Genomic DNA, 18,148 nt, shown 5'->3' with positions numbered 1-18,148 from the left:
ATGACAGTCACCAGGTCTTCTCGAACTTGTTGCGGAGGTAGATGGCGAGGCCGTTCATCACCAGGAGGAACAGCAGGAGTACTATGATAGCGGCGCTGGTGCGCTCGACAAAGCCGCGGTCGATTTCGTCCGACCACAGGAAGATCTGCATCGGCAGGACGGTGGACGGCGAGGTAAATCCGTCAGGCGGGGTGGCAACGAAAGCGCGCATCCCGATCAGCAGCAGCGGCGCGGTTTCGCCGAGCGCGCGCGCCATGCCGATGATCGTGCCGGTCAGCATGCCTGGCATCGCAAGCGGCAGAACGTGGTGGAACACGACCTGCACCGGCGATGCACCAACGGCGAGCGCCCCGTCGCGGATCGAAGGCGGCACGGCCTTGATCGCGTTGCGGCCGGAAATCACGATCACGGGCATCGTCATCAGTGCCAGCGTCATCCCGCCGATCAGCGGTGCAGACCGGTAGTTTGGAAACAGCCACAGGAATACCGCGAGGCCAAGCAAACCGAAGATGATCGAGGGGACCGCAGCAAGGTTGTTGATCGAAACCTCGATCAGTTCGGTCCAGCGGTTCTTGGGGGCGTATTCCTCGAGGTAGAGCGCTGCCAGCACGCCGATCGGGAAGGCCAGCAGGAAGGTGACGATCATGGTCAGGATCGAGCCCTTGAGAGCGCCCCAGATACCTGCCGCTTGCGGGCTGGTCGCGTCCGAGCGGGCGAGGAATCCCCAATCCCAGTTCTCGGAGAGCTTGTCTTGCGCCGCAAGGTCCTGCGCCAGCTGCTGCATCTCGGGCGAACCTTCCCCGGCAAGGCCGGAGGCCAGGTCCGAAGATGCAGGCAGGTAGAATGTCTCCGCTCGCGAAATCATCGAGGGGTCTTGTGTGATGGCAAGGGCAACGTCCCGCCATGCATCCCGGCTGAGGTTCGCCGCTCCCGCTTCGCCAAGCGATCGTTCTGCATAGGTATCGACGACATTCTCGATACCCTGCATTTCGAGGACCTGCAGTGCGCTGGGAGCGGAAAGCGAGGCCGCGTCGCCAGCCATGCCGCTTTCGGGGAAATCGATCGTTACCGCGAGCTCGGCGCGTTGGAACCCGCCGATGCCGTTGATGAACATGTTCGCGAGCAGGAAGATCAGCACCGCCACCGAGAACATGATGGCGCCTTGTCCGAGACGCTTGAAATTGCGTTCCCTGCGGTAGCGTTTGGCGAGCCTCTTCTCGAATTCGGGCGTGCGTGTCGGGCCGTCGTGAGCCGGAACGGACGAAAGGGAGGCATTGGGTGCAGTATCACTCATAAGCTTCACGGAACCGTTTGACGACGCGCAGCGCGATGATGTTGAGCACGAGCGTGACGAGGAACAGGGTAAACCCGAGCGCGAAGGCGCTGAGATAGGTCGGGTGGTCGGCGCTCTGTTCGCCGGTGAGCAGTTTCACGATCTGGACCGTCACGGTCGTCATCCGGTCCAGCGGGTTGACGCTAAGGTTCGCCGCGGTGGACGCGGCCATCACCACGATCATGGTCTCGCCGATCGCGCGGCTGATGGCGAGCATGATACCGGCAACGATGCCGGGCAGGGCGGCGGGGAACAGCACCCGCTTGATCGTTTCCGACTTGGTGGCGCCCATCGCATAGCTGCCGTCGCGCATCGCGCTCGGCACGGCAGCGATGGAATCGTCCGCCATCGATGACACGAAGGGTATGATCATCACCCCCATCACCACACCCGCGGCAAGAGCGCTTTCGGTCGACGCGCTTGATATGCCCACTGCCACGGCGGCATCGCGGATCGCGGGAGCGACCGTGAGCGCAGCGAAATAGCCGTAAACCACTGTCGGAACACCGGCGAGAATCTCAAGCGCCGGTTTCACCCATGCGCGCAGCTTCGGATCGGCATACTGGGTGAGATAGATCGCGCTCATCAAACCGAGCGGGATCGCCACGATCATTGCAATGATGGCACCGATGAACAGCGTTCCCCAGAACAGCGGGATCGCTCCGTATTTGGAGCCGTCCGGATTGTCGGCGGCGCTCATCGGATCGGGACCCCAGAAGGTGCCGAAAAAGAAATCGCCGGGCGAGACTATGCTGAAGAACCGGACGGTCTCGAAAACGAGGCTGGCGAAGATGCCGAAGGTCGTCAGGATCGCGACCAGCGACGCAAGCAGCAGCACGATCATGACCGTGCGCTCGACTCGTGTGCGAGCCCTGAAATCGGGCTTCACTCTCAGGAATGCGAATGTTCCCCCTGCGAAACCGATGAGGAAGACCAGCACGACGCCGATGATGTTGTAGCGCGTGATGGCTTCGCGGAACGGTTCGACGAGGGCTTCGGCCCCCTGGTTGAACACGGCCGGAGAGTTTCCGCTGGCAACAGCACGCGCTTCGTTCAGCCAGGCTTCGCGCTCGAACCCGAACGCCGGAAGGGATTCGGCGCCGGGCGAGGCGAGTACGCTCTGGAGGACCAGTTGCGGGGAGAGGATCGACCAGATCACGACGAACGCGAGGACCGGGATCACCACCCACACGGCGACATACCAGGCATGGTAGATCGGACGGGCAACCGGGCGAGCATCCGGCACCGACTTCTGGAAGCTCCACGCCTTGGCGCGCCCTGCGAGCCACCCTGCAAGACCCAGCCCGATGGCAATCAGAATGAGCGTTATAGGCGACATGAAGTGAACCTGTTTCCCCTTGGCGTCGCGCGTGACCGCGTCCCGACGTAGAAAATGCGAAAATCGAAGCCTCTAGGGTTCGAAGCAATCTGGCAGGCCGGTGGAGTGTGCCTGCGGTGCGCGGGGCGTGCCCGCGTCAAGCGTCAAAACCCTTCATGGCCCCATGTTAAAGAAATAAGACAGTACTAAGACAATTCCGGCGTTGCAGGTGCTTTATCTCCCTTTCCCGGGGGCAGCGCATCGTTTCCTTCGGATTCGGCCAGCGGCAGGCGCACAGTTACCCGTGTCCCCTTGCCGAGATCGCTCTCGATGTCGAGACGTCCGCGGTGGCGTTCCACGATATGTTTGACGATGGCGAGGCCAAGCCCCGTCCCGCCCGAGGCGCGACTGCGACCCGGATCGGTGCGATAGAAGCGCCGCGTAAGGTGCGGAACATGCTCGGCAGAGATACCTTCGCCTTCGTCGACCACGGACAGCCGGGCCTGTTTGTCGCGCGAGACGGCAAGAGCGACCTTTACCGGCGAATCCGGGTTGCCGTATTTCAGCGCATTGTCCACGAGATTGCGCACGAGTTGTTCGAGTTGCTGCCGATCTCCGCGCACGTTCAGATCCCTGTCGAGATCGAGATCGAGGCGTTGGCTTCGGTCGGGGCCTGCCGCATCGGATGCGGCGCGCTCTACCAGTGGCCCGAGCGCAATCAATTCGCGCGGCAGATCGTGCTTTTCGGCCTCGACGCGTGACAGGCTCATGAGATCGCTGATCAGGCTCTGAAGCCGCTTTCCCTCGCTCTCGATCGTGTTGAGAAACCTCTTGGACGTCGGCGAGTCCAGACTGTCTACGCTTTCGCTGAGCGTTTCGACATAGCCCAGGATCGCGGCGAGCGGAGTGCGGAGTTCGTGGCTGGCATTGGCCACAAAGTCGGTATGTGCGCGGCTGATATCGGCTTCGGCGGTCTGGTTGATGAGCTCGATCACGGCCATCTGTTCGTCGACCGCCTGGCGGTTGATTTCCCAGATATCCTGGCGTCTCACCAACCCACGCACGATCGCACGCCCGTTGCGATTGCTGTTGAGCAGCGCAATCGCTTCCGGCTGCCTGAATGTTACCCGAGCATCCTGCCCAAGCATGTGACGGCCCATGACCCGTCTTGCTGCAGCATTGGCGATCGCGATGGTGTTCTTGTCGGTGACCAGAACGGGCGTCGCCGAGTTCTCGATGAGATCACGCATGGAATCGAGGCTCACGGATTCCTTGACGACCGTCTGCGGCGCCTCTGGTGGTTGCCCGGACACAAGCACGAGCGAACCCACCCATACCACGAGCACGGCGAGCGAAAGGATGGGTTCGACGTCAAGCAGCAGCATCGCAACGAATGCCACGATGGCAAGGAGGATGCCGGCGAGCGGAAAGGATTGCCTGAAGCCCATTGCGATTGCCCCCTTAACCGCAAGCTTCGCGGGTGGAAAGGACCTCACCTGCCGTAGCAGGTGATGATGGACCGACAATGGAGGAGGGAGGTGGTGACCCCTACGGGAATCGAACCCGTGTTTCAGCCGTGAAAGGGCCGCGTCCTAACCGCTAGACGAAGGGGCCACGCTCGCTTGCGAGAGCGCGCATCTAGGGGTGTGGGCGTAATGGGTCAAGCCCCGTTTCGCGCGTTCTTCGAAAAATTGTGCAGGTCCGCGCTCAGTCGGCGAAGGCTGCGTCTTCAAGGTGCAGTTCCGCGGCGGGACGGGGCCCCCAATCGTCGATCTTGACCCTTCCGGCAAGATGGAAGCGGCGCCCCTTGCTGCGGTGGAGCAGGGTTTGCGCCATTTCGGTTTCCGCCGCCCGGAATGCGATCCCCTTGAACGATCTGCCATCGTCGCCAGCGGCGATGACGCGGAGGTGATCCTTCCCCACGATATCCGCCTTGACGATCCGCACCGGCCCGACGGCGACACGCGGGGCCGGCCAGCCGACGCCGTAGGGTCCGGCAGCATCTAGGGTCGTCACCAGGTCCGGAGTCAATCCGCCCGGGGCCAGCGACAGATCGAGATGCATTGCTTGCGTCGCGCGCGCGCGTTCGACGTCGCGGGCGAGCCGGGTGTCGAGGAATTCGGTGAACGCCGACAGGTTCTCCGCAGCGATCGTCAGGCCTGCTGCCATGGCGTGGCCTCCGCCTGCCACAAGCAGCCCCTGTTCGCGCGCGGCGATGATCGCGGCACCGAGATCGACGCCGCTGATCGAGCGCCCCGAACCCTTGCCGGTGCCGTCCGTGTCGTTCGCGATCACGATCGACGGCTTGCCGGTCTTCTCCTTTATCCGGCCCGCGACGATGCCGATCACGCCGGGGTGCCAGCCATCTCCTGCAAGAACATGCACGGCCATATTGTGCTGGTTGGCTAGCAGCGCCTCTGCAGCCTCCTGAACCTCGCCCTCGATAGCCCGGCGTTCCTCGTTGAGTGCGGAGAGCTGTTCGGCAATCGCACGCGCCTCTTCCGGATCGCGCGTCGTAAGAAGCCGTACACCGAGGGTGGATTCGCCGATCCGTCCGCCAGCATTAATGCGCGGTCCCAGTGCGAAGCCCAGGTCGCTGGCCTTTGGCGCGCGATTCAACCGGCTGGCATCCATCAAGGCGGCCATCCCGATCCGTTCCCTGCGCCCGAGGATCTTGAGGCCCTGCGCCACGAAAGCGCGGTTCAATCCGTGAAGCGCCGCCACATCGGCAACGGTGCCGAGCGCGACGAGATCGAGCAGGCCCATCAGGTTGGGTTCCTTGCGATCGTCGAAGTAGCCGTGCGGGCGGAGCGCCCTGACCAGCGCAATGCCAAGCAGGAATGCCACGCCGACCGCAGCCAGGTGGCCGTGGCTTGCGGCAAGGTCGTTCTCGTCGAGCCGGTTGGGATTGACCAGCGCGGCGGTTGGCGGGAGCTCCGCTGCGCATTTGTGGTGATCGACCACGATCACGTCGACCCCGGCATCGCGCGCCATCGTCAACGCCTCGTGCGCCATTGCCCCGCAATCGACCGTGACGATCAGACTCGATCCGTTTTCGGCCAGCTTGACGAGCGCTTCCCCGCTTGGCCCGTAGCCTTCCAGCAGGCGGTCCGGGATGTAGTAATTCGCGTCGAGGCCGAGCTCGCGCAGCAGCTCGATCATCAGGGCGGCGCTTGTCGCTCCGTCGACGTCGTAGTCGCCGTAAATCGTGACCTTTTCCCGCCCCAATACTGCCTGGGCAAGCCGTTCTGCCGCCGCGTCCATGTCGCGGAACTCCGATGGATCGGGAAGGAATTCGCGCATGGTGGGATTGGCATGGCGGGAGACGTCGTCGGGTGCGACCCCGCGGGTGGTCAGCAGTTGCGAGAGGATATCGTGGTCGAGCCCGTGCGAACCGGCGGTGTCGCCAGCGAGATCCATGGTCCCACCTCGCCAGAGCCATGCGCGGCCTGAAATCGAATCCGAAACGCCCAGGACATGCGAAAGCGACCGTGTTGCCATCCTTTGACATTAGCGCATCGCGGCGCCGGGCAACAGGTGCAGGGCATTGACAATCGACAGTCCGCGCGGCTTGCGTCGCACCATGTCCGACGACGACTCAACACCCCGTCTGCTGGTCATCTGGCACAGCCGCACAGGAGCGAGCGAGGCGATGGCACGCGCCGCAGCGGAGGGCGCCAATACCCTTCTGGTGTTCGCTCGCGACGTTACCGACCGAATGTTGCTCGATGCAGGGGGATATCTTTTCGCCTGCCCGGAGAACCTCGCAAGCATGAGCGGCGAGATGAAGGAGATGTTCGACCGTACCTATTATGCCGTCTTGGGCCAGATCGAGGGACGACCCTACGCGACGATCATCGCCGCTGGATCGGATGGGGAGGGGGCACAGCGCCAGATCGACAGGATCGCCACCGGCTGGCGGCTAAAACGGGTGGCCGACCCGATGATCGTCAATTTCTCGGCACAGACGCCAGAGGAGATTCTCGCTCGTAAACAGGTGCCTGAAGACGTGCTTGCCGAATGTCGCGAATTGGGGGAGGGGCTGGCCGAGGGCCTTCAGATGGGTGTGTTCTGAACTGGCATACTTGCTAGGGATAGGGCGGGAATGAGGACTCGACGCTGTCGACAAATGTCGTCAGGTTCCAATTTCATCCTACCGACCTGCGCTAGCAAGACCTGAAGGAGTCTTGGACAATCACTCAGACGCAGACTGCCGATGCCATGGGGCTGCAATTGTTGTTCGCTTCGGGCAAGCGGCCAAGTCGCCTTGCGATCAAGGAATTCGCGGAGGCAAGGTGCACGGTATCGATAAGCCACGATCCGCTCGATACCTCGCCGCACCTTGTTGCGAACGAAGGCGAGCGTGTGGGGACTGCACCCGTTGCCGAGCCCGACATCGACGAGCGGCAATGGCTTGAACTCCTGCGCGATGGCCTGACCTTCGATCTCATGGGCTTGGCACCGGGTGAGGCGTGCGAACGTGCCGATATCCAGCACAGCTTCGATTTCGGACAGTCCCCCGGCGCTCTACGGCTGGAGGCACTGCGGCTGGTTCCCGGCAAGCATCTGAGCGGGGGCGGCAACTCGATACCCGTTGTCCGGACAATGCTCGCGATTGCCTGCGACATGGTCCAGCATTTCGACGACCTCGAGGCGGTGGTGTGGAAACCGATCGCCAGCGTGATGAGCCGACGATATTTCGAATCGATCGTTTCGGCATGGCTCGAAGGCGGACCGTTTCCCGCGATGGGCCTGACCACGATACATGAGACCGGAGACGGCGCGCTGCAGAGTGTCGGTCTCGAATTCTGGATCGGTCAGGAGCTGCGGATCGAACCGCATCTGCTCGGGGACAAGGCCGAGGCAGCGCAGCTCGCCAGCCGCTTGATCAATCGGCTGGTGATCGATGGACCTCTTGATCGAAGCGAACGCGTGACCGCTCCGGATCTGAGCAAGCTGGTGTTGCAGCCATCGCAAAACGGCAGGTTCATCCGCGTATTCCGGGAATAGCGAACGGCCGGGTCGCTCAATCAGACTCGAATACATCGCGCAGACCAGCGCAGGGCCATCCCATTTCGCAAGGTCAACCGGCGCGATAGCGTTAGCTTCGATCCGGGATTCCAGCGCCACCATCTCCTGCCTCGCCAGCTGCTCGCTCGCAAATGCTTCGGGCCGATGTTCGCGAGGATTGGGCGTTCGCATGTCGGTTTCGACGACTTCCGTGCCAACGGCCTGCTGCTTCCCGCGAGTGACGATGCGACGATCCGCACCGGTATGCCGCTCCATCGCGGACCCCACCGGCGCTACAACGAGGTCGTGATCGAGCGCGTCGGGCACATCGAACGGCACTGGTCGCAGCTCGTGCGATACGATGCGGAGGCCGCGCTCGATCAAGCGATCCTGCGGCTGCGGCTGCTCCAGTCCGCGCTCCGCCGCAGGCTGCTCGACGAACGCCGCCGCATGATTCTCAATCGCAAGGATCCGCTCGGCACAGGATTCGATTTCGCCGAGCTGGACGCGATGGCCGAAGCGCTCTGGCGCTCGACCTGAACATTACTCCGCGGCCTCGGCCATCGGCTGCCACGGGGCGTAGTCGGAATTCGCGAGCAGACGCACCTTTGCCTCGTGATACTCGCGCTCCATACGCCCGACGAGGTCCTCGACCGTGCCCACGGACTTAACTGCGCCCACGCCCTGGCCCGAGCCCCAGATGTCTTTCCATGCCTTCGCCTTGGTGTTGCCCCCGCTGCCGAAGTTCATCTTCGATGGATCGCTTTCCGGGAGATTGTCGGGATCCAGCCCTGCATTCTCGATCGAGCTGCGCAGGTAGTTGCCGTGCACGCCGGTGAAGAGATTGGTGTACACGATGCCGCTCGCATCGCCTTCGACGATCCCCTGCTTGTACGCCTGGTCGGCGTTGGCTTCTTCAGTCGCGATAAAGGCGCTGCCCGAATAGGCGAAATCGGCGCGCAGCGATTGCGCCGCAAGGATCGAGGCCCCGTGCGCGATCGAGCCCGAGAGCGCGACCAGCCCGTCGAACCAGTCGCGGATTTCCTGCATCAGCGCGAAGGGCGAAAGCGCGCCCGCATGGCCGCCGGCACCGGCAGCGACCGGGATGAGGCCATCGGCGCCTTTCTCGATCGCCTTCCGCGCGAAGCGGTTGTTGATCACGTCGTGCATCGTGATCCCGCCCCAGCTGCGCACCGCCTGGAACACTTCCTCGCGCGCGCCGAGCGAGGTGATGATCATCGGGACCTGCCACTTCTCGCAGGTCGCCATGTCGGCTTCGACACGATCGTTCGACTTGTGAATGATCTGGTTCACCGCGAAGGGCGCGGCGGGCCGGTCGGGGTGCTCGCGATTGTGCTTGGCCAGTTCCTCGGTGATCTGGTGCAGCCACTCGTCGAGCAGCGTCTGCGGGCGGGCATTCAAGGCGGGAAAGCTGCCGATGATCCCGGCCTTGCACTGCGCGATTACCAGTTCGGGGCCGGAGACGATGAACAGCGGCGATCCGATCAGCGGCAGGCGCAGGCGGTCGAACGGGGCGGGAAGCGGCATTGAGGTCTCCTGGAAAGCGTGTCAGTGCGGGCTAAGTTGCAAAATGCAATCAGGCAAGCACCTCTTCAATGCGATAGAACCGCGCTGCGTTCCCGGCATAGAGCGCGGCTTTCTCATCGGCGCTCGAACCGTGCGTGAGGTGCTTGAAGGCGTTCCATAGCGCGGCGTAGTCCGCACCCCAGTAGTCAACCGGGTAATTGCTTTCGAACATCGCGCGGTCGGTGCCGAAGGCTTCGATGCAGGTTTCGATGTAGGGACGCCACAACCCTGCGAGATGCTCCGATGTCGAACCCGCTGCCGGGCCTTCGTCCGGCAGGGCGCAGAACGCCATGGCGAGCCCGCCGAGCTTCACCTGCACGTTCTCGCACTTGGCGAGTTCCTTGATGTTGTGCCGCCACGTGTCGAAGCGCTCGTGCAGCTTGCCTTTGTAGCTCGCGATTCCGAGCGGCGTGCCGCAATGGTCGAGGCAGAGGGGCTGGTCGGGAAAGGCGTTGGCGAGGTCGATCACATCGGGCAATTGCGGTTCGAGCACCCAGGCATCGAAGCTGAGTCCGCGCTTGCCGAGCTCGGCAAAGCCTGCGCGGAACGTCGCATCGCGATAAAGGCCCTCGGGGTGATGGAAGGGCGGGCCGAGCACCTCCGGATCGGCATCCCATGCGCCCGCGTGACGGATTCCCCGGAACCGGGGAGAGGCGGCCATGAGCGCATCGAGGACTTCGCCCGCCTCGCTGCCCAGCGTCAGGTCGGCATGGCCGATGATCCCGGCGCAGGCGCGCAAGTCACCGTAGAGCCCGCTCGCCGATTGCGCGGCAACGCCGTTCACATACTCGACCTCGCCTACGACCTTCTTCGCTTCGCCATAGGCGCCGTTATAGAATGCGCCGCATTCCATGAAGACGGTAGCGAGGATGTTGTGCCCGCTCGTCAGGTGCGCGCGCAGCTCGTCGAAAGTGTAATAGGCGTTGCCCTCGAGCGCGGCGATGAAGGGATGCTTGGGCTCGGGGAACATCGGCACCATCGGCCTGAGGTCCCACAGATGGTGATGCGGATCGATGATCGGCAGGTCTGGCTCGAGTATCTCTTCGGTCATGATCGGCGTCTCTCCCACGCTTTGGTTTGTCGGTTCGGCTGTTCATCCTCGACGATGCGGCGGGATGCAAATCGGCCGGAATTCGGTGCGAAGCGAAGTTGACAGAGTTGACAGTGGGTCATCCGCAAAATGGGGTGAAAAATGCCTTGAAGTCAGACGGTTGGCCCTGAAAAACGAAGTTGACACTTTTCCAATTCGAAAATTTTGCGGGCGGCACAACAGCGGCGTCGAGTATTCGACCGCAACATGGCCGATCGGGGGCGAGTAGGAAACCGCACGCAGCCTTGCGGTGGAGGGCGCGTTACGCGCTCACCGCCGAATTCGCCGCGCTCACCACCGCACGCACCGACGCGGTGGCGATGTCTTCGTCGATCCCGCAGCCCCAGATCACCCGGTCGCCCGACTGGCACTTGAGGTAGGCGGCCGCGCGCGCGTCGCGGCCCGTGCCGAGCGCGTGTTCGGTGTAGTCGAGCACTTTCAGGTCGATGTCGAAGGCATCTTCAAGCGTGCTGACCACGCTTGAAATGAGACCATTGCCGCGGCCCGAGACACTTTGCTCGCCGCCGTCGACCGCGATCTTGCCGGCGAAGATACGGGTTCCGTCTGCGCCTCTGCTTTCCTCGTAATCGACCAGCTGGAAGTGCTTGTTCTCCGTCTGGACGTGGTAGGCGTTTCGAAACGCTTCCCAGATGTCTGCCGCGTTCAGTTCGCGGCCCAGTTCATCGGCCATGCGCTGGACGTGTTTCGAGAAATCGGCCTGCATCTGCTTGGGCAGTTTGAGGCCCTGGTCCTGCTCGAGCACCCACGCAAAGCCGCCTTTGCCGCTCTGCGAGTTGACGCGAATCACCGCTTCGTAATTCCGCCCGAGATCGGCCGGGTCGATCGGGAGATAGGGGACGCGCCAGCCTTCGTCGTTCTGCGTATCGCGGGCTTCGAAACCCTTCTTGATCGCGTCCTGATGGCTTCCGGAGAACGCGGTGTAGACCAGCTCGCCGCCATAGGGGTGGCGCTGGTGGACAGGCAGGTCGTTGCAGTATTCGACCGTCTCGATCACGCGGTCGATGTCGGAGAAATCGAGGCCGGGATCGACGCCTTGGGTGTAGAGATTGAGCGCCATCGTCACGAGGCAGCAATTGCCGGTCCGCTCGCCATTGCCGAACAGGCATCCCTCGACCCGGTCCGCGCCCGCCATCAGGCCAAGCTCCGCCGCCGCGACGCCGGTGCCGCGATCGTTGTGCGTGTGGAGGCTGATCACCGCGCTCTCGCGGTTGGGCAGGTTGCGGCAGAAGTATTCGATCTGGTCGGCGTAGATATTGGGCGTTGCCGCCTCGACCGTCGCGGGCAGGTTGAGGATAATCGGCTTGTCCGGCGTGGGCTGCAGCACGTCCATCACAGCCGCGCAGACCGCGATGCTGAAATCGAGTTCGGCGGTGGAGAAGGTCTCGGGACTGTACTGGAAGTGCCAGTCGGTGTCGGGGCGTTTGGCCGCCTCGTCGCGCATCACCTTCGCGCCTGCGATTGCGATGTCGCGCACCTCGTCTTTCGACATGCGGAACACGATGTCGCGCCATGCCGGGCTGACCGCGTTGTAGAGGTGGACGATCGCGGACCGCGCGCCCGCAAGGCTCTCGAAAGAGGTTCTGATCAGGTCTTCGCGGCTCTGGGTAAGCACTTGAACGGTGACGTCATCGGGGATCGCCCCCGATTGGACGAGGCCGGAAATGAAATCGAATTCGGTCGCGCCCGCGCTGGGAAAACCGACTTCGATCTCCTTCACGCCGATTTCGACCAACAGGTCGAAGAACCGGCGCTTCTTCACGCCATCCATCGGATCGATGATCGACTGGTTGCCGTCGCGCAGGTCGGTCGAAAGCCAGCGCGGCGCCTTCTCGATCAGGCGGCCGGGCCATTGGCGGTTCGGCAGGTCGATTTGCCCGAAGGGTCGGTATTTGCGGGCAGGGTCTTTGAGCATGGTCATCGGAAAGGCTCGTCGCGGAGAAAGGTCGGGAAATGGTGGCTGCTGGTCCCTTGAACGCCGGGCCGCGCCGATTTCACGCGCAGCCGCTCACGCCCAAGGGCGTGTAAGTCGTAGAAGCAGGCTGCTCATCCGCGTCATGCGCATCTTGTTGCCGATTTCACCGCGCGGCTCAAGTATTTTGGGTGAAAAGTTTGCGGGGCTGTAACCCTGCAAGCCAATCCGGCGAACTTTCATGTGTCACCGGGCGACAGGCTGTCCGGCGAGAGACAGTTTTAAGGAGGATACCCCCGATGAAGAATTCCGTGTTTGCTATCGCGCTGATGGCCACCGCCGCCGCGTGCAGCCAGGCCGCCGACGCCCCGGCAGAGGGCGATGCCATGACCGCAGAGGTGGCTGCCGAAACCCCGCTCTACGCCGATCTCGGCGGTGAGGCGACCGGCCCGATCTACACCCAGGAGCTGGGCGATACGCTCGCTGTGCGCGGGTATGACGTGGTCAGCTATTTCGTTGACGACGGCGTGCCGGTCGAGGGCTCGGAGGAATACACCGTCCGCTATAACGGCTACGATTATCGCTTCGCGAGCGAAGACAACGCCAAGGCCTTTATCGAGGATCCGGCGAAATACGCCCCGGCCTATGGCGGCTATTGCGCCTGGGCGATCGGCGCCAATGATCGGCTCGCGCCGGGCGACCCCAATGTCTACGAGGTCGTCGACGGAACATTGTACCTGAACTTCAGCGAAGACGTACAGGACAAGTGGGAAAAGGACATCCCCGGCTTCATCGCCAAGGCGGACGAGAATTACCCGGCCCACTCTCCGGACGAGCACTTCACCCAGCAGTAAGCACCGTTGCCCGCCGGGTCGCGGAGCGAAGCCCCCGTCAGCGAGAGTATCGCCGGCGGGGGTTTTGTATCAGCCGCAGCGCGCGTCGCGGATGATGTCCTGTGCGTCGAGCATGATGTTGAGCCGTGGGCTGGAGGCGTCGGGCTTCAGGAAGACGCCGCCCGGGCGCAGGAAACGGATCTCGCGGCCCGGCGAGGCGGTTTCCTCGATCTCCATCCGGCTGCGCGCATCGGCGACGCGACCCATGAACGTGCCCATCTTGTTGGCATCGCAGGTTGCGGCTGCCGGATCGGTCGCGGTGCCCGGCGCATAGGGGCCGGGAGCGGCGTTGGGTAGCGGCTCGACCACGGTCGGGGTCACCATCGGACGCGGCGCATCGCCGGTCGTCGGGGGGCTGTTCCCCGATGCAGCACCGCCACCGTTGATGCGCGCAGCAAAATCGTCAGCCTCGGTGCCGGACGCGGGGTCGGGTTCGCCGCCACAGGCGGTTAGCGCGAGCAATGCGGCGGCTCCAAGGATTGCAATACTGTGCTTCATGCTTCCTTCCGATCACTCTGGTCGACAGGCTCAAAGCGCGTCTCATGTTGCAGTATCGTGAAACCTAGCGCCAGCGGATTCGCTCCCGCGTCAGTTGGCCGACGCTGGTCACACCCATCAGCCGCATCCCGCGCTCGATTTCATCCTTGAGGATCGCCAGCGCGCGTTCGACACCGTCCTGGCCGGCCGCCGCCAGCGCATAGAGATACAGCCGCCCGCCCGAAGCTGCAGTCGCTCCCGCGCACAGGCTCTTGAGCGCATGCGTGCCGCGCCGCACGCCGCCATCGCAAATAATCTCGATCTCGCCGCCGACCGCATCGACGATCTCACGAAGCTGGTCGAACGGGCTGCGCGAACCGTCCAGTTGCCGCCCGCCGTGGTTCGAGATCATGATCGCATCGGCGCCGATCTCGACCGCCCGGCGTGCATCGTTGGCGCTCATCACGCCCTTGAGGACGAAGGTGCCGCCCCACTGCTCGCGGATCGCGGCGGCAGTCGACCAGTCCATCGAGGTGTCGAGCATGGTGTTGAAATAGTCCGCGATGCTCACCGCCTTGCTTGAGCCTTCGGACACATGCGTATCGAGGTTTGGCAGGCGGAATTTCTCGCGAAAGAGGTAATCGAGCGTCCAGCGCGGGCGGGTCGCATAGCTCCACACGCTCGCCGGGGTAAAGCGGGGCGGGGTGGTGAAGCCGCTACGCAGGCATCGCTCGCGCTTCCCCGACACGATCGTATCGACGGTGAGAGCAAGCGCATCGAAGCCCGCCTGCTGGCAGCGCTCGATCATATGGGTGTTGAGCCCCTTGTCCTTGTGGACGTAGAGCTGGAACAGCTTGGGGCCATTGGTGAGCGCGGCGATCTCCTCGATGCTGCGCGTGGCCAGGCTGGAGATGCCGAACCACAGCCCGAATTTCTCCGCCGCCTTCGCAACGGCCGTTTCGCCCTGCCAGTGAAACGCGCGCTGCACCGCAGTGGGCGAGAGCATCAGGGGGAGCGCGCTTCTGCGACCGAGGATGGTGCAGGAGGTATCGATAGTCTCGACCCCGGCGAGCACATCGGGCACGAGGTCGCAGCAGTCATAGGCGGCGGTGTTGCGCGCCTTGGTCAGTTCGTCGTCCGCTGCGCCGTCGATATAGTCGAACACGGGGAAGGGCAGCCGCGCCTTTGCCAGCAGCCTGAAATCGTCGATATTGTGGCAATCGGAAAGGCGCATTGCGATCGCAGCCTTGGCCGATTGCGCAATAGCTGTCGAGAGCGATGCAGTTCGCGCCAACAGGGCGGCTGCAAACTTATTTTCGCGCAGCTGTCACCAATCGGCTCCGGCGAGCGAATACCTCGATGTGCGCGGCTGCTTTTTGGGTCCCGGGCCCCGATTCATCCCCCCTTGCACCGGGCGCCCGAAGGGCAGTCGCCGCACACTCCGCCGCAGGTACAAAGGGTGCGCCGCAGTGAAATCTCCAAGACCAATCGGCCACCATTCGCGGGTATGCTTTTGCGCACCTCGTGCCTGAGGGTGCGCATCTAGGGGTGTGGCCGGTCCGGACTTCCTCCAGGATGGACCGGCCACACTCCGTTATTCCTGTTACTGCTTCTCGAAGCCTGCGGTGATCGTCAGGTCGACTTCGTTTCCGACCAGACCCTGGCCGTACATCACGCCCCACTGCGTGCGGTCGATCGTCGCCCGTGCATGAAAGCCGACCGTTTCCTTGTTGTTGAAAGGGTTGGTGCCTGCGCCGGTGAATTCGACCAGCATGGTGACCGGGCCGGACTTGCCGTTCATTTCGAGCATGCCCGAGACGACCGCGGTGGTGTCGCTGGCCTGCCGGACGCTGGTCGAGGTGAATTTTGCCATGCCGGGTTCCGGGCCGAAGAAATCGGGATCCGCGCCGTCCTTGCCCGGGCGCAGCAAGTGATCCTTGAGCTGTTCGCTGGCAACCGTCACTTCGGCGATCGGGACCATGATTTCGAACTCGGCGTCCGAAATGTTTGCCGGGTCCATCGTCATCGTGCCGGTGATGTTCCCGAACAGGCCGAAATAGTCGTTGAAACCGAAATGATCGACTTCCCAGCTCACCAGCGTGTGCGCGGGATCGAGCGCATAGGTTCCGGCGGTCACGCGCGAGGGGTCGACCGCGCCGGGAAGCTCGGCGCTGTCCTGCGCGAAGATCGCGGGAGCGGCGGCGATTCCCCCGGTGACGGCTGCGGTGGCGAAGGCTGCGGCGATTGCGACTGTTTTCATGGGATTGAATTCCTTTCTTTTTCAGGAATTCAATGCCTGCCGCCGCGAGGAGTTCCGAAGTCTCGCGCGGCCCGCTCAGCAGCGCGAGGGTGTGTCGCGAAAGCGTTTCTGAAGGCGTTTGATATCGTATTGCCCGGCCGGCTCGTGAGCGGGGCAGGGGGTGTAGTCGGGATCCTGCAACAGGCAGCCTTCGTCGCAGATCAGGTTCGCGGTCTGCGATTGCCAGTCGATCCGCCAGAACCGCCCGCCGGGGGTGGCGAGATATCCGTCCATGCGGCTGGCGATGTCGCTTTGCAGATCCTGCAGCGAAGGGGCTTCGTCGTCGAAGCGGATGCTTGCCCCGCCATGGGTATGAAAGCTCGCGACCGGCGTAATCCCGACACGGCCCTCGTACTCGTACTGGCAGCTGGCGATGTCGCCCTCGCTCACGCTCATGGTGGAGAGATTGCCGAGTTCGTCCTCCACGATCACCCCGCAGAATTCGCGGCTTTCATGGAAGGAGCGCCGCTGGAGGTCGTTCAGCTGCTGGCGTGCATACCGCTGCACGTCGTCGCGCGCCGACACGATCTCGCGCGGCTCGTAAACGGGTTCATGCTGCGCGATACGGACGACCACGAGCACCCACGCGAGCGCGCAGATGGCAAGGATGATCGCGTTGGTGCGGGAGAGGTTCATACTTCCCGGATAGGTGGTGTCAGTTCTTTTCCTTGTCCACCAGCTTGTTGGCGCTGATCCACGGCATCATCGCGCGCAGTTCGGCTCCGGTCTTTTCGATCGGATGCGCCTCGGCGGCCTTGCGGCTGGCCTTGAGCTCGGGCTGGCCCGCGCGGTTGTCGAGTACGAAGTCCTTCACGAACCGCCCGCTGGTGATGTCGGCGAGAACGCGCTTCATTTCCGCCTTGGTCTCGTCGGTGATGATGCGCGGACCGGTCCTGATGTCGCCGTATTCGGCGGTGTTCGAAATCGAATAGCGCATGTTGGCGATCCCGCCTTCATAGAGGAGGTCGACGATCAGCTTGGTTTCGTGGAGGCACTCGAAATAGGCCATTTCGGGCGCGTATCCGGCCTCGACCAGCGTTTCGAATCCGGCCTGGATCAGGTGGGTGATCCCGCCGCACAGGACCGCCTGCTCGCCGAACAGGTCGGTTTCGCACTCTTCCTTGAAGTTGGTTTCGATGATGCCCGAGCGGCCGCCGCCGACGCCGCTGGCATAGGCGAGGGCGACGTCGTGCGCGCTGCCGCTCGCGTCCTGGTGGATTGCGATCAGGCACGGGACGCCGCCGCCGCGCTGGTATTCGCTGCGCACGGTGTGGCCGGGGCCCTTGGGGGCGATCATGATGACGTCGATATCGGATGGAGCCTCGATCAGGCCGAAATGGATGTTGAGGCCGTGCGCGAAAGCGAGCGCGCTGCCGGGCTTCATATTGCCCTTGAGGTCGTTCTCCCAGATCGCCGCCTGATGCTCGTCGGGCGCGAGGATCATCAGGATGTCGGCCCACTTTGCGGCTTCGGTGTTGGTAAGCACCGTGAAACCGGCGGCTTCTGCCTTCTTGGCGGTGGCCGAACCTTCACGCAGTGCGATGGCGACTTCCCCCACACCGCTGTCGCGCAGGTTTTGCGCATGGGCGTGGCCCTGCGAACCATAGCCGAGCACGGCAATCTTCTTCGATTTGATCAGCCCCAGATCGGCATCGGCATCGTAATAGACTTTCATTGGATTCCCTTTTCTAGGCGCCTTCTGCGCCGCGCATCATTCCCACAACCCCCGAGCGGCCGACCTCGACGAGGCCTAGCGTGCGCATCAGGGCGATAAAACTGTCGATCTTGTCCGGCGCGCCGGTGAGTTCGAACACGAAGCTTTCGATGGTCGTGTCGACGACATTGGCGCGGAACAGTTCGGCGATCCGCAGCGCTTCGACCCGCTTGTCGCCCGTTCCCGCGACCTTGACCAGCGCGAGCTCGCGTTCGACATGCGCACCCGCGGTGGTGAGATCGGTCACGCGGTGGACCGGCACCAGCCGTTCGAGCTGGGCCTCGATCTGGTCGATCACTTCGGGCGGGCCGTTGGTGACGACGGTGATCCGGCTGACCGCGTGGTCCTCGGTGATGTCGGCCACGGTCAGGCTATCGATATTGTAACCGCGCGCGGTGAACAGGCCGGTGATCTTGGCGAGGATGCCCGGCTCGTTATCGACGGTAACGTTGAGGACGTGGCGCTCTGATGCGGCGCTTTTGATTTTCATGGTCTCG

17 protein-coding genes and 1 tRNA gene are annotated in these 18,148 nt (G+C 63.3%); 4 read left to right on the top strand and 14 right to left on the bottom strand.

The features are described 5' to 3' along the window. Nucleotides 1–7: 7 nt before the first annotated feature. From pstA to recJ, 5 genes are all read right to left on the bottom strand, one after another. The gene (pstA, locus tag ACI5KX_RS09800) at nucleotides 8–1,294 is read right to left on the bottom strand and encodes a phosphate ABC transporter permease PstA (protein ID WP_406810478.1); all 1,287 of its coding nucleotides are present in this window, start codon (nucleotides 1,292–1,294) and stop codon (nucleotides 8–10) included. Continuing rightward, nucleotides 1,287–2,672: a phosphate ABC transporter permease subunit PstC gene (gene pstC, locus ACI5KX_RS09795; RefSeq protein WP_406810477.1), complete on the bottom strand. Its 1,386-nt coding sequence runs from the start codon at nucleotides 2,670–2,672 to the stop codon at nucleotides 1,287–1,289. The genes pstA and pstC overlap by 8 nt, the downstream gene beginning before the upstream one ends. A gap of 185 nt (nucleotides 2,673–2,857) precedes the next feature. Further along, the gene (locus tag ACI5KX_RS09790; RefSeq protein ID WP_406810476.1) at nucleotides 2,858–4,099 is read right to left on the bottom strand and encodes a sensor histidine kinase; all 1,242 of its coding nucleotides are present in this window, start codon (nucleotides 4,097–4,099) and stop codon (nucleotides 2,858–2,860) included. A gap of 91 nt (nucleotides 4,100–4,190) precedes the next feature. Then, nucleotides 4,191–4,265: transfer RNA gene (locus tag ACI5KX_RS09785), tRNA-Glu, on the bottom strand. A 93-nt stretch (nucleotides 4,266–4,358) separates the two neighbouring features. Further along, nucleotides 4,359–6,152: a single-stranded-DNA-specific exonuclease RecJ gene (recJ, locus tag ACI5KX_RS09780; protein WP_406810475.1), complete on the bottom strand. Its 1,794-nt coding sequence runs from the start codon at nucleotides 6,150–6,152 to the stop codon at nucleotides 4,359–4,361. Nucleotides 6,153–6,234: 82 nt separating this feature from the next. Here recJ and ACI5KX_RS09775 point away from each other — a divergent pair, with 82 nt between their 5' ends. The 3 genes from ACI5KX_RS09775 to ACI5KX_RS09765 all read left to right on the top strand — a co-directional run bounded on the left by ACI5KX_RS09775 (nucleotide 6,235) and on the right by ACI5KX_RS09765 (nucleotide 8,201). Beyond that, on the top strand, nucleotides 6,235–6,726 hold the full coding sequence (locus ACI5KX_RS09775) for a flavodoxin family protein (RefSeq protein ID WP_406810474.1): 492 nt from the start codon (nucleotides 6,235–6,237) through the stop codon (nucleotides 6,724–6,726). Nucleotides 6,727–6,872: 146 nt separating this feature from the next. Beyond that, entirely contained in the window at nucleotides 6,873–7,661 is a 789-nt protein-coding gene (locus tag ACI5KX_RS09770; RefSeq protein ID WP_406810473.1) for a hypothetical protein, read from the top strand. 30 nt (nucleotides 7,662–7,691) lie between these two features. Continuing rightward, nucleotides 7,692–8,201: an AHH domain-containing protein gene (locus tag ACI5KX_RS09765; protein WP_406811357.1), complete on the top strand. Its 510-nt coding sequence runs from the start codon at nucleotides 7,692–7,694 to the stop codon at nucleotides 8,199–8,201. 3 nt (nucleotides 8,202–8,204) lie between these two features. Here ACI5KX_RS09765 and ACI5KX_RS09760 read toward each other — a convergent pair whose 3' ends face one another. The 3 genes from ACI5KX_RS09760 to leuA form a co-directional block, all read right to left on the bottom strand. Further along, nucleotides 8,205–9,209 (bottom strand): NAD(P)H-dependent flavin oxidoreductase, encoded by a 1,005-nt coding sequence (locus ACI5KX_RS09760; protein ID WP_406810472.1) that lies wholly within the window; start codon nucleotides 9,207–9,209, stop codon nucleotides 8,205–8,207. Between the two features lie 49 nt (nucleotides 9,210–9,258). After that, nucleotides 9,259–10,299, bottom strand: a complete 1,041-nt coding sequence (locus ACI5KX_RS09755) for an amidohydrolase family protein (protein WP_406810471.1) — start codon at nucleotides 10,297–10,299, stop codon at nucleotides 9,259–9,261. 301 nt (nucleotides 10,300–10,600) lie between these two features. Beyond that, a complete protein-coding gene (gene leuA, locus ACI5KX_RS09750; RefSeq protein WP_406810470.1) occupies nucleotides 10,601–12,277 on the bottom strand; it encodes a 2-isopropylmalate synthase in 1,677 nt (558 codons plus the stop codon). Between the two features lie 290 nt (nucleotides 12,278–12,567). Between leuA and ACI5KX_RS09745 the strand changes: the two genes are divergently transcribed. After that, nucleotides 12,568–13,122 carry a YHS domain-containing (seleno)protein gene (locus ACI5KX_RS09745; protein WP_406810469.1) on the top strand — a complete coding sequence of 185 codons (555 nt, stop codon included), beginning with the start codon at nucleotides 12,568–12,570 and terminating at the stop codon, nucleotides 13,120–13,122. A gap of 69 nt (nucleotides 13,123–13,191) precedes the next feature. Here ACI5KX_RS09745 and ACI5KX_RS09740 read toward each other — a convergent pair whose 3' ends face one another. The 6 genes from ACI5KX_RS09740 to ilvN form a co-directional block, all read right to left on the bottom strand. After that, nucleotides 13,192–13,659 carry a hypothetical protein gene (locus ACI5KX_RS09740; RefSeq protein WP_406810468.1) on the bottom strand — a complete coding sequence of 156 codons (468 nt, stop codon included), beginning with the start codon at nucleotides 13,657–13,659 and terminating at the stop codon, nucleotides 13,192–13,194. 64 nt (nucleotides 13,660–13,723) lie between these two features. Continuing rightward, nucleotides 13,724–14,872 carry an alpha-hydroxy acid oxidase gene (locus tag ACI5KX_RS09735; protein WP_406810467.1) on the bottom strand — a complete coding sequence of 383 codons (1,149 nt, stop codon included), beginning with the start codon at nucleotides 14,870–14,872 and terminating at the stop codon, nucleotides 13,724–13,726. Between the two features lie 369 nt (nucleotides 14,873–15,241). Beyond that, nucleotides 15,242–15,898, bottom strand: coding sequence for a YceI family protein (locus ACI5KX_RS09730; RefSeq protein ID WP_406810466.1), 657 nt, complete (start codon nucleotides 15,896–15,898; stop codon nucleotides 15,242–15,244). 75 nt (nucleotides 15,899–15,973) lie between these two features. Beyond that, entirely contained in the window at nucleotides 15,974–16,573 is a 600-nt protein-coding gene (locus ACI5KX_RS09725; protein WP_406810465.1) for a DUF4329 domain-containing protein, read from the bottom strand. Between the two features lie 19 nt (nucleotides 16,574–16,592). Further along, nucleotides 16,593–17,612, bottom strand: coding sequence for a ketol-acid reductoisomerase (ilvC, locus tag ACI5KX_RS09720; RefSeq protein WP_406810464.1), 1,020 nt, complete (start codon nucleotides 17,610–17,612; stop codon nucleotides 16,593–16,595). A 13-nt stretch (nucleotides 17,613–17,625) separates the two neighbouring features. Continuing rightward, entirely contained in the window at nucleotides 17,626–18,141 is a 516-nt protein-coding gene (gene ilvN, locus ACI5KX_RS09715) for an acetolactate synthase small subunit (RefSeq protein ID WP_406810463.1), read from the bottom strand. Nucleotides 18,142–18,148: the final 7 nt, after the last annotated feature.

The organism is Erythrobacter sp. GH1-10, from assembly GCF_045363165.1.
GTDB lineage: Bacteria > Pseudomonadota > Alphaproteobacteria > Sphingomonadales > Sphingomonadaceae > Erythrobacter.
The sequence above is the reverse complement of the archived record's forward strand: the minus strand, read 5'-3'. Positions and strand labels throughout refer to the sequence as shown.

Bases quoted from the DNA above. Each gene is read 5' to 3' on its own strand.
- pstA (WP_406810478.1), bottom strand. From the start codon at position 1,294: ATGAGTGATACTGCACCCAATGCCTCCCTTTCGTCCGTTCCGGCTCAC.
- pstC (WP_406810477.1), bottom strand. From the start codon at position 2,672: ATGTCGCCTATAACGCTCATTCTGATTGCCATCGGGCTGGGTCTTGCA.
- ACI5KX_RS09790 (WP_406810476.1), bottom strand. From the start codon at position 4,099: ATGGGCTTCAGGCAATCCTTTCCGCTCGCCGGCATCCTCCTTGCCATC.
- recJ (WP_406810475.1), bottom strand. From the start codon at position 6,152: ATGGCAACACGGTCGCTTTCGCATGTCCTGGGCGTTTCGGATTCGATT.
- ACI5KX_RS09775 (WP_406810474.1), top strand. From the start codon at position 6,235: ATGTCCGACGACGACTCAACACCCCGTCTGCTGGTCATCTGGCACAGC.
- ACI5KX_RS09770 (WP_406810473.1), top strand. From the start codon at position 6,873: ATGGGGCTGCAATTGTTGTTCGCTTCGGGCAAGCGGCCAAGTCGCCTT.
- ACI5KX_RS09760 (WP_406810472.1), bottom strand. From the start codon at position 9,209: ATGCCGCTTCCCGCCCCGTTCGACCGCCTGCGCCTGCCGCTGATCGGA.
- ACI5KX_RS09755 (WP_406810471.1), bottom strand. From the start codon at position 10,299: ATGACCGAAGAGATACTCGAGCCAGACCTGCCGATCATCGATCCGCAT.
- leuA (WP_406810470.1), bottom strand. From the start codon at position 12,277: ATGACCATGCTCAAAGACCCTGCCCGCAAATACCGACCCTTCGGGCAA.
- ACI5KX_RS09745 (WP_406810469.1), top strand. From the start codon at position 12,568: ATGAAGAATTCCGTGTTTGCTATCGCGCTGATGGCCACCGCCGCCGCG.
- ACI5KX_RS09740 (WP_406810468.1), bottom strand. From the start codon at position 13,659: ATGAAGCACAGTATTGCAATCCTTGGAGCCGCCGCATTGCTCGCGCTA.
- ACI5KX_RS09735 (WP_406810467.1), bottom strand. From the start codon at position 14,872: ATGCGCCTTTCCGATTGCCACAATATCGACGATTTCAGGCTGCTGGCA.
- ACI5KX_RS09730 (WP_406810466.1), bottom strand. From the start codon at position 15,898: ATGAAAACAGTCGCAATCGCCGCAGCCTTCGCCACCGCAGCCGTCACC.
- ACI5KX_RS09725 (WP_406810465.1), bottom strand. From the start codon at position 16,573: ATGAACCTCTCCCGCACCAACGCGATCATCCTTGCCATCTGCGCGCTC.
- ilvC (WP_406810464.1), bottom strand. From the start codon at position 17,612: ATGAAAGTCTATTACGATGCCGATGCCGATCTGGGGCTGATCAAATCG.
- ilvN (WP_406810463.1), bottom strand. From the start codon at position 18,141: ATGAAAATCAAAAGCGCCGCATCAGAGCGCCACGTCCTCAACGTTACC.